10 protein-coding genes are annotated in these 15,544 nt (G+C 60.6%); 8 read left to right on the top strand and 2 right to left on the bottom strand.

The genetic code is table 11. The features are described 5' to 3' along the window. Complete coding sequence (gene rlmKL / locus AB4O01_RS00205; RefSeq protein WP_116255232.1) at positions 1 to 2,271, bottom strand: bifunctional 23S rRNA (guanine(2069)-N(7))-methyltransferase RlmK/23S rRNA (guanine(2445)-N(2))-methyltransferase RlmL; 2,271 nt, start codon at positions 2,269 to 2,271, stop codon at positions 1 to 3. Positions 2,272 to 2,803: 532 nt separating this feature from the next. Between rlmKL and rmf the strand changes: the two genes are divergently transcribed. After that, the gene (gene rmf / locus AB4O01_RS00200; RefSeq protein ID WP_003223300.1) at positions 2,804 to 3,019 is read left to right on the top strand and encodes a ribosome modulation factor; all 216 of its coding nucleotides are present in this window, start codon (positions 2,804 to 2,806) and stop codon (positions 3,017 to 3,019) included. 252 nt (positions 3,020 to 3,271) lie between these two features. Here the strand turns inward: rmf and AB4O01_RS00195 are convergent, their stop codons facing one another. Next, positions 3,272 to 4,291 (bottom strand): quinone-dependent dihydroorotate dehydrogenase, encoded by a 1,020-nt coding sequence (locus AB4O01_RS00195; protein ID WP_095120055.1) that lies wholly within the window; start codon positions 4,289 to 4,291, stop codon positions 3,272 to 3,274. Between the two features lie 222 nt (positions 4,292 to 4,513). Here AB4O01_RS00195 and AB4O01_RS00190 point away from each other — a divergent pair, with 222 nt between their 5' ends. The 7 genes from AB4O01_RS00190 (at position 4,514) to AB4O01_RS00160 (ending at position 15,543) form a co-directional block, all read left to right on the top strand. Continuing rightward, positions 4,514 to 5,725: a CmpA/NrtA family ABC transporter substrate-binding protein gene (locus AB4O01_RS00190; protein WP_460090280.1), complete on the top strand. Its 1,212-nt coding sequence runs from the start codon at positions 4,514 to 4,516 to the stop codon at positions 5,723 to 5,725. A gap of 15 nt (positions 5,726 to 5,740) precedes the next feature. Continuing rightward, entirely contained in the window at positions 5,741 to 6,316 is a 576-nt protein-coding gene (locus tag AB4O01_RS00185; protein WP_007916390.1) for an ANTAR domain-containing response regulator, read from the top strand. A 433-nt stretch (positions 6,317 to 6,749) separates the two neighbouring features. After that, positions 6,750 to 7,961, top strand: coding sequence for a nitrate/nitrite transporter (locus AB4O01_RS00180; RefSeq protein WP_460090278.1), 1,212 nt, complete (start codon positions 6,750 to 6,752; stop codon positions 7,959 to 7,961). A 7-nt stretch (positions 7,962 to 7,968) separates the two neighbouring features. Beyond that, positions 7,969 to 9,639, top strand: coding sequence for a protein kinase domain-containing protein (locus AB4O01_RS00175; protein ID WP_460090277.1), 1,671 nt, complete (start codon positions 7,969 to 7,971; stop codon positions 9,637 to 9,639). Between the two features lie 422 nt (positions 9,640 to 10,061). After that, positions 10,062 to 12,515, top strand: coding sequence for a nitrite reductase large subunit NirB (gene nirB, locus AB4O01_RS00170; protein ID WP_460090275.1), 2,454 nt, complete (start codon positions 10,062 to 10,064; stop codon positions 12,513 to 12,515). Continuing rightward, positions 12,512 to 12,829: a nitrite reductase small subunit NirD gene (gene nirD / locus AB4O01_RS00165; RefSeq protein WP_016985592.1), complete on the top strand. Its 318-nt coding sequence runs from the start codon at positions 12,512 to 12,514 to the stop codon at positions 12,827 to 12,829. The genes nirB and nirD overlap by 4 nt, the downstream gene beginning before the upstream one ends. Next, positions 12,829 to 15,543 carry a nitrate reductase gene (locus tag AB4O01_RS00160; RefSeq protein ID WP_460090274.1) on the top strand — a complete coding sequence of 905 codons (2,715 nt, stop codon included), beginning with the start codon at positions 12,829 to 12,831 and terminating at the stop codon, positions 15,541 to 15,543. The genes nirD and AB4O01_RS00160 overlap by 1 nt, the downstream gene beginning before the upstream one ends. Position 15,544: the final 1 nt, after the last annotated feature.

Genomic DNA, 15,544 nt, shown 5'->3' with positions numbered 1-15,544 from the left:
TCAACGAGCCGTGATTTTCCAGGCGCGGTGGATCTTGGTGTTACGGGCGAAATCCGGATCGATGGTCTGCGCGCTGATTTCCTCGACCGCGTAACGCTCGGCGAGGTTTTCTTCCAACTGGAACTTGCGGAAGTTGTTGGAGAAATACAGCACACCGCCCGGCGCCAGACGCGCCATGGCCAAGTCGATCAACTGCACCTGGTCACGTTGCACGTCGAAGATGCCTTCCATGCGCTTGGAGTTGGAGAAGGTCGGCGGATCGATGAAGATCAGGTCGTACTCGTCACGGCTGCTTTCCAGCCACGCCATCACATCGCCCTGCTCCAGACGGTTCTTGTCCGAGAAGCCGTTCAACGACAGGTTGCGGCGTGCCCAGTCGAGGTAGGTTTTCGACAGGTCGACACTGGTGGTGCTGCGCGCACCGCCCTTGGCCGCGTGCACGCTGGCGGTCGCGGTGTAGCAGAACAGATTGAGGAAGCGCTTGCCGGCGGCCTCTTTCTGAATACGCATGCGCATCGGACGGTGATCGAGGAACAGCCCGGTATCGAGGTAGTCGGTGAGGTTGACCAGCAACTTCACGCCGCCCTCGCTGACTTCATTGAACTTGCCTTGCGCAGCCTGACGCTCGTACTGCTTGGTGCCGCTCTGGCGCTCGCGGCGTTTGACCACCACGCGGCTCTTGTCGACGTTCAGCGCCTGCGGAATGGCCGCCAGCGCGTCGAACATGCGCGCCGAGGCTTTTTCCGGGTCGATGGACTTCGGCGCGGCGTATTCCTGCACGTGCACCCAATCGTGGTACAGGTCGATGGCCATCGCATATTCAGGCATGTCGGCATCGTAGACGCGGTAGCAATCGATGCCTTCGCGCTTGACCCACTTGCCCATGGCCTTGAGGTTTTTCTGCAGACGGTTGGCAAACATCTGCCCGCCTTCGCTCAAGCGCGGTTGCTCGATCACCGGTGCCGGGGCTGGCGTCGGTTTGATCGGGTTACCGTTCTTGTTGAACTTGCGCTCTTGCGGCTCGTCCGGGGTCTGGTCGTAAGCCGCTTGCTCACGCTCGGCCTGACGCTGTTCCGGGGTACGCCGCTCGCCGGTGACGAACTGATCCGGCAGCACTTTGATCAACAGCAGTTTGCACGGCAGCGCGCCGTTCCAGAACGAATACTGTTTGTGGCTACGAATGCCCATGCGCTTGCCCAGATCCGGGGCGCCGGTGAACACTGCCGCTTCCCAGTTCAGGCAAGCCTGACGCAGGCGCTCGCCGAGGTTCTGGTAGAGATACAGCAGGCTGGCTTCGTCGCCGAGACGCTCGCCGTACGGCGGGTTGCAGATGACCAGACCTTTCTGGTTCTGATCCGGACGCGGCTCGAAGGTCGCGACTTCGCCTTGGTAGATCTTGATCCACTCGCTCAGGCCAGCACGCTCAACGTTGTTGCGGCCCGGCTGAATCAGACGTGGGTCAGCTTCATAACCACGAATCCACAGCGGTGGCTTGGCCAGACCGGCAGCGGCACGCTCGACGGCTTCTTCGTGGAGCTTTTTCCACAGCGCCGGCACGTGACCGAGCCATGCGGTGAAGCCCCACTGCTCACGGCGCAGGTTCGGCGCCATATCAGCGGCGATCATGCCGGCTTCGACGAGGAACGTACCGACACCGCACATCGGGTCAGCCAGCGCGCCGCCTTCAGCGGCAATGCGCGGCCAGCCGGAACGGATCAGGATCGCCGCCGCAAGGTTTTCCTTCAGCGGCGCCGCGCCCTGCTGCAGACGGTAACCGCGCTGGTGCAGGCTGTGGCCGGACAGGTCGAGGGACAGAATCGCTTCGCCGCGATCCAGACGCAGGTGAATGCGCAGGTCCGGGTTGAGCTTGTCGATCGACGGACGGTCGCCCTGCGGCGTGCGCAGTTTGTCGACGATGGCGTCTTTGACCTTCAGGGCACCGAAGTGGGTGTTGTCGATGCCTGAGCCGTGGCCGCTGAATTCAACGGCCAGGGTGCCGTCGCTGAGCATGTGATCCTGCCACTCGATGTCGAGCACACCGTGGTACAGGTCTTCAGCGTCTTTCATCGGGAAACGCTTGAGTACCAGCAACACGCGGTTGGCCAGACGCGACCAGAGGCACAGGCGATAAGCGGTTTCCATGGTCGCCATGCCACGCACGGCGGAAGTGTGCTCGCGCGCTTCTTCAAGGCCAAGCCCGACGGCTTCCTCGATGAGCAGGCCTTCAAGACCTTTAGGGCAAGTGAGGAAGAGTTCGAAACGGTCGGACATGGTATTTCCAGAGCCTTTGGCTAGTGAATCGGCAACGCATTGCCGATCCGGTTTTCAATCAGGCGCTTTTCTAAAAGAACGCCCGCGTGGCACGAAGGTGTGCCGTTCCATCCCCGCTGCTCGGGTTAAAAGAGCTTAGATGCCGGGACAGATAAAAAAGTTGATGAAACAAAAAGTCTTAAAGCGACCCTTCGTCGCTTTATACCCCAGCGCAAACGTGGGTCATTCTCACTAAAGAATTAACCCCATCATGCAGCGCGGGGCCGATCATACCGGGGTTTGCTGAAAAACCGTGCATGAAACCCGTCGTTACTTATGGCTGTAGCACCAATTTCGTTACGTCCTTATGACAAAACGATCATTCCCTCGGTGTGACTCATTGGTTAGAACTGAACACAGGTTGACGTCGCAACGGCGTCAACACCTTGGCTCGCCACGCCGGCAGCGAGCCGCACCATGGCAGGTTTCTTCTGCCAGACCTCAGTTGAGGTCAACGCGACACAAAACAGTCAACAAGTGAGGGAAACACCCTATGAGAAGACTTAAGCGTGATCCGTTGGAAAGAGCATTTTTACGCGGATATCAATATGGCGTTGGTGGCAAATCCCGTGAGCTTTGCCCATTTACTCTACCGTCGGTACGCCAAGCCTGGATTAACGGCTGGCGAGAAGGACGCGGCGACAACTGGGACGGTATGACCGGCACTGCGGGAATCCACAGACTCAACGAACTTCACGCCGTCGGCTGACACAGGGCATTAATTCCGACACGACAATCTGAATTTGTAGCGACTTACCATGCACGTCCTTCCCGGACGGCGGGCTGCGGCCCAGGGGCTCCTTCGAGGAGCCCTTTTTATTGCATGGATTTTTGTGCCGAGCGCATAACCTGTAGGAGTGAGCCTGCTCGCGATAGCGGTCTGTCAGTCGCTGATGAAGTGACCGAAAGAAAGCTATCGCGAGCAGGCTCACTCCTACAAGGGAACAGTGGTGTCTATGGATCAGCGCAGGGCGGCGATCGCGTCTACCGATTCACGAATCAGCGCCGGGCCTTTATAGATAAAGCCAGAGTAGATCTGCACCAGGCTCGCACCGGCCAGAATCTTCTCGGCAGCATGCTTGCCTTCGGTAATCCCGCCAGCCGCAATGATCGGCAACCGCCCAGCCAACTCACCCGCCAGCACCTTCACGGTATTGGTGCTCTTCTCCCGCACTGGTGCGCCGGACAAACCGCCCGCCTCGTCGCCATGCTCCATGCCTTCGACGCCAACACGGCTCAGGGTGGTGTTGGTCGCGATCACCGCGTCCATGCCGGTTTCGATCAGCGCCTGAGCAACCTGTGCGGTTTCTTCATCGGTCATGTCCGGCGCGATCTTGATCGCCAGCGGCACATGCTTGCCGTGACGCAAGGCCAGTTCGGCGCGGCGGGTGGCCAGATCGGCGAGCAACTGCTTGAGCGAATCACCAAATTGCAGGCTGCGCAGGCCCGGAGTGTTCGGCGAGCTGACGTTGACTGTCACGTAGCTGGCGTGAGCGTAAACCTTGTCCAGGCAGATCAGGTAATCGTCGACCGCGCGCTCAACCGGCGTATCGAAGTTCTTGCCGATGTTGATACCCAGCACGCCTTTGTATTTCGCCGCTGCCACGCGCGCCAGCAGGTTATCGACACCGAGGTTGTTGAAACCCATGCGGTTGATGATCGCCTCGGCTTCCGGCAGACGGAAGATCCGTGGTTTCGGGTTGCCCGGCTGCGGGCGTGGGGTCACGGTGCCGATTTCAACAAAACCGAAACCCAGTTGCGCGAAGCCATCGATGGCCGCGCCGTTCTTGTCCAGACCGGCCGCCAGCCCCACCGGGTTCGGAAACTCCAGGCCCATGACCGTCACCGGCTTCTTCGCCGGCGCCTTGCACAGCAAGCCGTTGAGGCCCAAACGCCCACCCGCGCCGATCAGATCCAGCGACAGATCGTGGGAGGTTTCCGGGGAAAGTTTGAACAACAGCTGACGGGCCAGGGAATACATGGGCGGCGATGACTCGGGCGGCGAAAAGAGGCGGCGATTATAGCCGGGCATCGACCTGCGGCGCGAGGCGCACGCGCAAATCACTGGCACTGGCATATGCCTTGCACCCTCCTGGCTATCAGCGCGCCGGTCAATGACGGCAGGCGGGCACGGACAATGGCGTCGTCTTCGGGGTTTGCCTGCGCAAAGTCCGGGGCGGCGCTTTTTTTCGAGGTACGTCGGATGAATGAACCTTCGGTAGGGCCACTGGCCTGGGTCAATGGCAGCGATGCCCCGGAAAAAAGCGCGATCAACCTCGGCTTCATGGCCCTGAGCGATTGCGCGTCGGTGGTGGTCGCAGCCACACAGGGCTTCGCCCAGCCTTATGGATTGACGCTGAACCTCAAGCGCCAGAGCTCATGGGCGAATCTGCGCGACAATCTGGTCAGCGGCGAACTCGACGCCGCGCACAGTTTGTACGGACTGATTTACGCGGTGCATCTGGGCATCGGCGGCGTCGCCCCGACCGATATGGCCGTGCTGATGGGCCTGAATCAGAACGGTCAGAGCCTCAACCTCTCTCACGGCCTGCAAAACCTCGGCGTGAGCAGTCCTGAAGCACTGGACCGGCATGTGCACCAAAGCCGCGCAAAACTCACCTTCGCGCAGACCTTCCCCACCGGCACTCATGCCATGTGGCTGTATTATTGGCTGGCGAGCCAGGGCATTCATCCATTGCAGGACGTCGACAGCGTGGTGGTGCCGCCGCCGCAAATGGTCGCGCACCTGCAAGCCGGGCGTATCGACGGTTTTTGCGTCGGCGAACCGTGGGCCGCCAGTGCAGTGCAGCAGAATCTCGGTTTTACCCTGGCCACCAGCCAGACCATCTGGCCCGATCATCCGGAAAAAGTCCTTGGTTGCACTCGCGAATTTGTCGAGCAGTATCCGAACACCGCACGGGCGTTGGTGATGGCGATCCTTGAAGCCAGCCGCTTCATCGAAGAAAGCCCGGAAAACCGCCGCAGCACCGCGCAGTTGCTTAGCGCGCCGGAATATCTCGATGCGCCAGTGGCGTGCATCGAACCGCGTTTTCTCGGTGATTACGCCGATGGCCTCGGCAATCGCTGGCAGGATCCGCATGCGCTGCGTTTTCACGGCAACGGTGAAGTGAATCTGCCGTATCTGTCGGACGGCATGTGGTTCATGACCCAGTTCCGCCGCTGGGGTTTGCTGCGCGAAGATCCGGATTACCTCGCCGTCGCCCGCCAGGTTCAGCGGCTGGACGTCTACCGCGACGCCGCCACCGCTGTCGGCGTCGCCGCATGGGGCACTGACATGCGCAGCAGCCAGTTGCTCGACGGCAAAGTCTGGGACGGCAGCGACCCGGCTGCTTACGCGCGCAGTTTCAAGTTGCACGCGCTGAACGACGACGCCCCCCTTCTCGCCCGCCGCTGACAGGAGACCGCGAACATGTTGCGTATTCTGTTGATCAACGACACAGCGAAAAAAGTCGGGCGCCTGAAAGCTGCGTTGACCGAGGCCGGTTTCGAGGTGATCGACGAGTCCGGCCTGACCATCGACCTGCCCGCGCGCGTCGAAACGGTGCGCCCGGACGTGATCCTGATCGATACCGAGTCACCGAGCCGCGATGTCATGGAGCAAGTGGTACTGGTCAGCCGCGACCAGCCACGGCCGATCGTGATGTTTACCGACGAGCATGACCCCGGTGTGATGCGTCAGGCGATCAAGTCCGGGGTCAGTGCGTACATCGTCGAAGGCATTCACGCCCAGCGCTTGCAGCCGATTCTCGATGTGGCGATGGCACGATTCGAGAGTGATCAGGCCTTGCGCGCGCAGTTGCAGGCGCGTGATCAGCAATTGGCTGAACGTAAGCGCATTGAGTTGGCCAAGGGGTTGTTGATGAAGATGAAGGATTGCAATGAGGAAGAGGCTTACACCTTGATGCGGCGCCAGGCGATGAGTCGGCAGCAGAAGCTGATTCAGGTGGCGGAGCAGATTATTGCGATGAGTGAGTTATTGGGCTGAGGTGTTCTGACAGCTTAAGAGCCCCTCACCCTAGCCCTCTCCCGGAGGGAGAGGGAACCGATTGGGGGATGCTCGGGAAATACGCCGACCTGCAATTCCTTCTGTGAATCCATAATCGACTCGGTGTTTCAGGTCGATGTTTGAGGTCCGACACCTCGGTCAGTCCCCTCTCCCTCTGGGAGAGGGCTAGGGTGAGGGGCTTTTGATTTTCAGGTTATTGGCACAAATCTCGCTAAGTAAAACGCACAGGTAACCAACGGCGGTTGCCCCACCTACGACAAAGACGTCGCTCACCCGTTCGCCCAACCGGCGCATCAGGGAGCGGCGTTTTTGCGTTTTGGCCCCACAGAGCGGGGCCGGTGGTGCGGCCGTGGCGGCGCCCCACCTGCTGTTGCATGACTCCTTTCGAGACTCTTTTCAGCTGAGGTGCGCGATGAATTCAAGCTTCTGGAAATCCGGCCACACCCCGACCCTGTTCGCGGCCTTCCTGTATTTCGACCTGAGCTTCATGGTCTGGTACCTGCTCGGCCCGCTGGCGGTGCAGATTGCCGCCGACCTGCAGCTAACCACGCAACAACGCGGCCTCGTCGTCGCCACGCCGATCCTCGCCGGTGCAGTGCTGCGTTTTGTGATGGGCATGCTCGCCGATCGGCTGTCGCCGAGAACCGCCGGCCTGATTGGCCAGGTCATCGTCATCTGTGCGCTGTTCGGCGCCTGGAAACTCGGCATCCACAGTTATGAACAGGCGCTGATACTCGGCCTGTTCCTCGGCATGGCCGGCGCCTCGTTCGCCGTCGCCCTGCCGTTGGCGTCGCAGTGGTACCCGCCGCAGCATCAGGGCAAAGCCATGGGCATTGCCGGTGCGGGCAACTCCGGCACCGTGTTTGCCGCTCTGCTCGCACCGGTGCTCGCCGCCGCGTTCGGCTGGAGCAATGTCTTCGGTTTCGCTCTGATCCCGCTGATCCTGACGCTGGTGCTGTTCGCCTGGCTGGCAAAAAACGCCCCTGAGCGGCCGAAAGCCAAAGCCATGGCTGACTACTTCAAAGCCCTGGGCGACCGTGACAGTTGGTGGTTCATGTTTTTCTACAGCGTGACCTTCGGCGGCTTTATCGGCCTGGCCAGCGCCCTGCCCGGCTACTTCAACGATCAGTACGGTTTGAGCCCGGTGACCGCTGGCTACTACACCGCAGCCTGCGTGTTCGGCGGCAGCTTGATGCGGCCGCTGGGTGGCGCAATGGCTGATCGCTTCGGTGGTATTCGCACGTTGCTGGCGATGTACACCGTCGCCGCCGTGTGCATCGCGGCCGTCGGTTTCAACCTGCCAAGTTCCTACGCTGCTCTGGCGCTTTTCGTCTGCACCATGCTCGGTTTAGGGGCAGGCAACGGCGCAGTTTTCCAACTGGTACCGCAGCGTTTTCGTCTGGAGATCGGCGTGATGACCGGGCTGATCGGCATGGCCGGCGGCATCGGCGGTTTTGCCTTGGCCGCCGGTATGGGCGCGATCAAGCAGAGCACCGGCAGCTATCAGTTGGCGTTGTGGTTGTTCGCCAGCCTTGGCGTGCTGGCGTGGTTTGGCCTGCACGGCGTCAAGCGTCGCTGGAGAACCACCTGGGGGTCGGCGGCAGTGACGGCGGCGCGGGTCTGAACCTTCGATGGCCCTGCAACTGAGTTTCGCCGAAGCCAGCGCCACCGGTCCGCGCGCGGAGAATCAGGACGCTTTGCGTCTGGTCACGCCCGCGCCGGCGCTGGCGGCGAGCAAGGGTTATCTGTTCGCTATCGCCGATGGCGTCAGCCAGTGTGCCGATGGCGGACTGGCCGCGCGCTCGACCTTGCAGGCGCTGGCGCTCGACTACTACGCCACGCCGGAAACCTGGAGCGTGGCCCAGGCACTGGATCGCCTGCTGCTCGCGCAAAACCGCTGGTTGCAGGCCAACGGTGGTGGGCAACCGTTGCTGACCACGGTCAGCGCCTTGGTCATGCGTGGTCGGCGTTTCACCCTCGCCCACGTCGGCGATTGCCGGGTGTATCGCTGGCACGCCGACAGCTTGCAGCGAATCAGCGAAGACCACGTCTGGGATCAGCCGGGCATGCAGCATGTGCTCAAGCGTGCGCTAGGGCTGGATCAGCATCTGGTGCTGGACTTCCTTGATGGCGAACTGCGCGACGGCGAGTGCTTTGTTTTGCTCAGTGACGGGGTCTGGTCGACACTCGGCGATACCGCCATTGCGGCGATTCTGCGTGATCAACCGGATCTGCACAGTGCCGCGCAGACGCTGATCAACGCCGCGCATCTGGCGGGGAGCCAGGACAATGCCAGTGCTTTGCTGGTGCGGGTGGATGCTTTGGGTGAGGCCAGTATCGGCGATGCGCTGATTCATCTGCAGCAATGGCCCCTGCCGCCACCGTTGAAACCCGGTCAGTCGTTCGAAGGCTGGCAAGTGCTGGAGGTTGTCGCTCAGAGCCAGCAATCGCTGCTGTATCGGGTGCTTGATGGACAAGGTCAAACGTGGCTTCTGAAAACCCTACCCACGCGTTCCGCCGATGATTCCTACGCCGGGCAAGCACTGTTGTCCGAGGAATGGTTTCTGAAACGCGTAGCCGGTCGCCACTTTCCTGAAGTCCATGCCTGCCAGCAGCGTCAGCATTTGTACTACGTGATGCGGGAATATTCCGGGGCGACGCTGGCACAGCTGTTTCAACAGTCAGGCCCGCTGCCGTTGGCACAGTGGCAGGACATCGCCGAGCGCCTGTTGCGTGCGGTCGGGCTGTTGCATCGGCGGCAGATCCTGCACCGGGACATCAAACCGGAAAATCTGCACGTGGGCGACGACGGCGAATTGCGTCTGCTGGATTTTGGCCTGGCGTACTGCCCAGGCTTGTCCGAAGACGCGCCGTCAACGTTGCCCGGGACACCCAGTTACATCGCTCCGGAAGCATTTCGCGGTGATCCGCCAAGTGTGCCGCAGGATTTGTATGCGGTCGGCGTGACCCTGTATTTCCTGCTGACAGGGCATTTTCCCTATGGCGAAATTGAAGCGTTTCAACGACCGCGCTTTGGTCTGCCGGTGAGCGCCAGTCGCTATCGGCCGGATCTGCCGGAATGGCTGGCGCAGAGTCTGGAGCGTGGGGTGGCGGCTGATCCGCAACAACGGTTTGAAACGGCTGAGGAATGGCTGTTGGTGCTGGAACAGGGTGAGCGGCGGAGTTTGAGTGTGCGGCCCAGACCATTATTGGAGCGTGAGCCATTGAAGGTCTGGCGGACGATGGCGTTGCTGGCGTTGCTCGGAAATGTGGCGCTGCTGGTTTTGTTGTTTCACAGTTGAACCGCGTCGCGCCATTCGCGAGCAAGCTCGATCCCACAGGAGATTTGCGAACGACACGAATCCCCTGTGGGAGCGAGCTTGCTCGCGAAGGGGCCCGCCCAATCACTACAAATCCACCTGCCTGAATGCCCCACGAACGAGCAACCCGCCTCGATTCAGTGCAAAAAATTACCCTCAAAAACTGCCAAACCCCAATAAACCCGCCACCGCCCCCACTTGGCACAACCACTGCATTACCCCACCCAACACACACATAAAGCCCAACCTTCAACGACGAAGGCTGCGCTTCCCGAGAGAACGGGACCAGGACAAAGGCGTCCTCGCTAGGCAACTAGCGGGACGCCTTTTTTTGTTTGCGCAAAATTTCTCGAGCAAGGCCTGACTGCCCACAAGAGGCCAGCCGCAGCTCCCCGGAGAACCTGATGAAAAAACTCAAACTGGTGATGATCGGCAATGGCATGGCCGGGGTCCGCACCCTCGAAGAACTGCTCAAGCTGAGCAACGAGCTGTACGACATCACGGTCTTCGGCGCCGAACCGCACACCAACTACAACCGCATCCTGCTGTCGCCGGTGCTGGCCGGTGAGCAGACTTTCGAGGAGATCGTGCTCAACGACCTCGACTGGTACCTGGAAAACAACATCAAGTTGCTGCTCAACCGCAAAGTGGTGGAGATCGACCGGGTCAAACGCCGGGTGATCGCCGAGGACGGCACCGAAGCCGAATACGATCGCCTGCTGATCGCCACCGGTTCGACGCCGTTCATCCTGCCGATCCCCGGCAACACCTTGCACGGAGTGATCGGCTATCGCGACATCGCCGATACCCAGGCAATGATCGACACCGCTAAAACCCACAAACACGCGGTGGTCATCGGTGGCGGTCTGCTCGGGCTCGAAGCCGCCAATGGCCTGATGCTGCGCGGCATGCACGTCACCGTGGTGCACATCGGTGAGTGGTTGCTGGAACGTCAACTCGACAAAACCAGCGGCCAACTGCTGCAAAACGCTCTTGAATCCCGTGGCCTGCACTTCCGTCTGTGCGAACAGACTCAGGCGCTGCACGACGCAGGCAATGGCCGGGTCGGCTCGGTGCAGTTCAAGAACGGCGAGATCATCCCCGCCGATCTGGTGGTAATGGCTGCCGGTATTCGTCCCAACACAGAATTGGCGGAAAAGGCCGGCATCCCGTGCAATCGCGGGATTCTGGTCAACGACACGCTGCAAACCTACGACCCGCGCATTTATGCCATCGGCGAGTGCGCCAGCCACCGCGGCATTGCCTACGGTCTGGTCGCGCCGTTGTTCGAACAGGCCAAGGTCTGCGCCAACCACCTCGCACAACTGGGTTTCGCCCGTTATCAGGGTTCGGTGACCTCGACCAAATTGAAAGTCACCGGCATCGATCTGTTTTCTGCCGGCGATTTCATGGGCGGCGAAGGCACGGAAACCATCACCCTCTCCGACCCGATTGGCGGCGTGTACAAAAAACTGGTGATCAAGGATGACGTGCTGGTCGGCGCCTGTCTGTACGGCGATACGGCAGATGGCGGTTGGTATTTCCGGCAGATTCGTGAGAATCACGCCATCGGCGAAATCCGCGATCACCTCATGTTTGGAGAAAATGCGTTAGGCGACGTAGGACATCAAGGCCAGGACAAAGCCATGGTCATGGCCGACACCGCCGAAGTCTGCGGCTGCAACGGCGTGTGCAAAGGCGCCATCGTCAAAGCCATTCAGGAACACGGCCTGTTCAGCGTCGATGAGGTGAAGAAACATACCAAGGCTGCCAGCTCCTGCGGCTCCTGCGCCGGGCTGGTCGAACAGATCCTGATCAACACCGTCGGCGGTGCGGCGGACGTCAAACCGAAGAGCGAAAAAGCCATCTGCGGTTGCAGCGACCTCAATCACGGGCAGATCCGTCAGGCCATCCGCGAGCAACATCTGCTGACCATCGCCGGCACCATGAGCTACCTCAACTGGCGCACGCCGAACGGCTGCGCAACATGCCGCCCTGCCCTCAACTATTACCTGATTTCCACTTGGCCCGGCGAAGCCAAGGACGATCCGCAATCGCGCCTGATCAACGAACGCGCCCACGCCAACATTCAGAAGGACGGCACCTATTCGGTGGTGCCACGGATGTGGGGCGGCGTGACCAATCCTTCGGAACTGCGGCGGATTGCCGACGTGGCCGACAAGTACAACGTGCCGATGGTCAAGGTCACCGGCGGTCAGCGCATCGATTTGCTCGGCATCAAGAAGCAGGACTTGCCCGGCGTCTGGAAAGACCTCGACATGCCGTCCGGGCATGCCTACGGCAAATCCATCCGCACCGTGAAAACCTGCGTCGGCAGTGAGTTCTGCCGTTTCGGCACGCAGAACTCGACACAACTGGGCATCGAGCTCGAGCACGATCTGTTCAACATGTGGTCGCCGCACAAAGTGAAACTCGCCGTCTCCGGTTGCCCACGCAACTGCTCGGAAGCGGGGATAAAAGACGTAGGAATTATCGGTGTCGACTCCGGTTGGGAGATGTACATCGGCGGTAACGGCGGAATCAAAACCGAGGTCGCTGAGTTTTTCGTCAAGCTGAAAACCGCCGAGGAAGTCCGCGAATACAACGGCGCGTTCCTGCAGCTCTACCGCGAAGAAGCCTTCTACCTCGAACGCACCGTGCACTACCTGCAACGGGTCGGTATGGAGCACATCAAGAAAGCCGTGCTCGAAGACCCCGAGCGTCGCAAGGCCCTGAACGAGCGCCTGCAATTCTCTCTGTCGTTCGAGCAAGACCCTTGGAAAGAGCGTCTGGCGCAGCCGCAACTGAAGAAAGAATTCGACGTAATTCCCGTGAAAAACCTGGAGGTGCCGGCATGAACTGGCTGGATATCTGTGCCCTCGACGAGATCAATGCCCTCGGTTCGCGAATCATTGCCGGGCCGAAAGGTGACATCGCGATTTTTCGTACAAGCGACGATGAGGTTTTCGCCCTCGACGACCGCTGCCCGCACAAGGGCGGACCATTGTCGCAAGGTTTGATCTACGGCAAACGTGTGGCCTGCCCGTTGCACAACTGGCAGATCGACCTCGAATCTGGCGAAGCTCAGGCGCCGGACATCGGTTGCGCGCACCATCACCCGGCGCGGGTCGAAAACGGTCGTGTGCAACTGGCCCTGCGGGACGCCATCTGATGAACCGCCAGACGACCGCCTCGACCTGCTGTTATTGCGGGGTCGGCTGCGGCGTGCTGATCGAGCATGACGGCGAGCGCATCCTCGGCGTCAGCGGCGATCCGGCGCACCCGGCCAACTTCGGCAAACTGTGCAGCAAAGGCTCAACCCTGCACCTGACCGGCGACCTGGCAGCCCGCGCGCTGTACCCGGAACTGCGTCTGGGCAAAGGCCTGGCGCGCAGCCGAACGGATTGGGATACGGCACTGGAACACGCTGCCAACGTGTTCGCCGAGACCATTGCCGAGCACGGCCCGGACAGCGTGGCGTTCTATATCTCCGGGCAGTTGCTGACCGAGGACTATTACGCCTTCAACAAACTGGCGCGGGCGTTGGTCGGGACCAACAACATCGACAGCAATTCGCGCCTGTGCATGTCTTCAGCAGTGGTCGGCTACAAACGCAGCCTCGGCGCCGATGCTCCTCCGTGCAGTTATGAAGACCTGGAACTCAGCGATTGCGTGATGATCGTCGGCAGTAACATGGCCTACGCCCATCCGGTACTTTTCCGTCGGCTGGAAGAGGCAAAATCCCGCCGCCCACAGATGAAAGTCATCGTCATTGACCCACGGCGTACCGACACCTGCGACCTCGCGGATCTGCACTTGGCGATTCTGCCGGGCACCGATGTCGCGTTGTTTCACGGAATTCTGCATCTGTTGCTGTGGGAAGACTGGATCGACCGTGACTTCATCAAGGCGCACACCGATGGCCTCGCCGACTTGAAAAATCTGGTGCGCGATTACACCCCGCAAATGGTTTCGCAACTGTGCGGGATCAGTGTCGAGCAACTGCAGCAGTGCGCTGAATGGGTGGGCACCTCGCCGAGTTTTCTGTCGCTGTGGTGCATGGGCCTGAACCAGTCCACCGCTGGCAGCGCGAAGAACAGCGCGCTGATCAATCTGCATTTAGCTACCGGGCAAATCGGCCGTCCGGGTGCAGGACCTTTCTCCCTTACCGGTCAGCCAAATGCCATGGGCGGGCGCGAAACGGGCAGTTTGTCGAATCTGTTGCCGGGCCATCGAGACGCGGCCAACCCTGAACATCGCGCCGAAGTAGCGGCATATTGGGGCGTTGATCGGTTGCCGGAAAGTACCGGTCTCAGTGCCATCGAACTGTTCGAGCAAGTGCGCAACGGCAAGATCAAGGCGTTGTGGATTGCCTGCACCAACCCTGCGCAATCGATGCCGGACCAACATGCTGTGCGAGCAGCGCTTGAGACCTGCCCGTTTGTGGTTCTGCAAGAAGCCTTTCGCACCACCGAAACCGCTGCATTCGCCGATCTCCTGCTGCCTGCCGCCAGTTGGGGCGAGAAAGAAGGCTCGGTGACCAATTCCGAGCGACGCATTTCCCACGTGCGTAAAGCCATCCTCCCACCGGGTGAGGCGCAGCCGGACTGGGCGATCACGGTAGATTTCGCACAACGTCTGGAGAAACGTCTGCGTCCCGCTGAGTCGAGCCTGTTTACGTTTAACCAACCTGCGCAGTTGTTCGATGAATTCAAAGGGCTGACGCGTGGACGGGATCTGGATATGTCCGGGATCAGCCACGCGCTAATCGACGAGATCGGACCGCAGCAATGGCCCTTCCCTGTCGGAGCGCGGCAAGGAACGCCACGACTGTACGAGGACGGGATTTTTCCTACGGCCAACGGTCGGGCTCAGTTTATTGCCGATTCGTATCGCGCCGCCAAAGAGCAGCGCGATGCTCGCTTTCCACTGACGTTGATCACTGGCCGCTTGCGCGATCAATGGCACGGTATGAGCCGCACTGGCACGGCAGCGCAATTGTTCGGGCATGTCAGCGAAGCGGTGTTGAGCCTGCACCCGGACGAAATGCGCCGGCATCGTTTGCAGCCGGGCGATCTGGTCAACCTTAAAAGTCGTCGCGGCGCGGTAATCGTCGCGGTTGGCAGCGATGACAGCGTACGTCCGGGGCAAGCGTTTCTGCCGATGCACTGGGGCGACCGTTTTCTCAAGGGCGGTGTGAACAGCCTGACCCTGCCGGACTTTGATCCGCTGTCGAAGCAACCGGAGCTGAAACACAGCGGTGTGCGTCTCGAGCCGGTCAGTCTGCCGTGGCAACTTTTCGCACTGATCGAGGGTGATGTTCAACGGCATTTCGAGACGCTACGACCGCTCTGTGAGGCATTTTCCTACGTGAGTCTCAGCCTTGTCGGACGTGAACGATCGGCATTGCTGATACGCGCGGCCAGCAGCGAAGCTCCGAATGCGCAATTGCTCGGTGAAATCGACCAATGCCTGTCACTGATCGACGGCCCGGTATTGGCTTATGACGATCCTCGCCGCGCCATTGGCAAACGCGTGCGCATTGAAAACGGCCGGATCACTGCGATCCGGTTAGCCGGTGAAACCCTCGCTCAGCATTGGCTGCAAGGGTTGTGGCTGGAAGGCCGTGCGGATGAGCAACTGCGGCGCTGGCTATTGGCGCCAATGAGTGCGCCGCCGGGCAGTTTCGGGGCGCAAATGGCTGTGGATAAAACCCTGTGCAACTGCAAGAACGTCAGCCTCAACGCGGTCTGCGCCGGCATTCGCCAAGGCCTGGATCTGCAGGGCTTGAAAAACCAACTGGGCTGCGGCACGCAATGCGGCTCGTGCGTCCCGGAAATAAAACGCTTACTGGCTGCCGACGTGCAGCCAGCCGCCATCATCTGAT

Source organism: Pseudomonas sp. S2_E02 (assembly GCF_054668355.1).
This window is presented reverse-complemented; position numbering and strand designations above follow the sequence as displayed.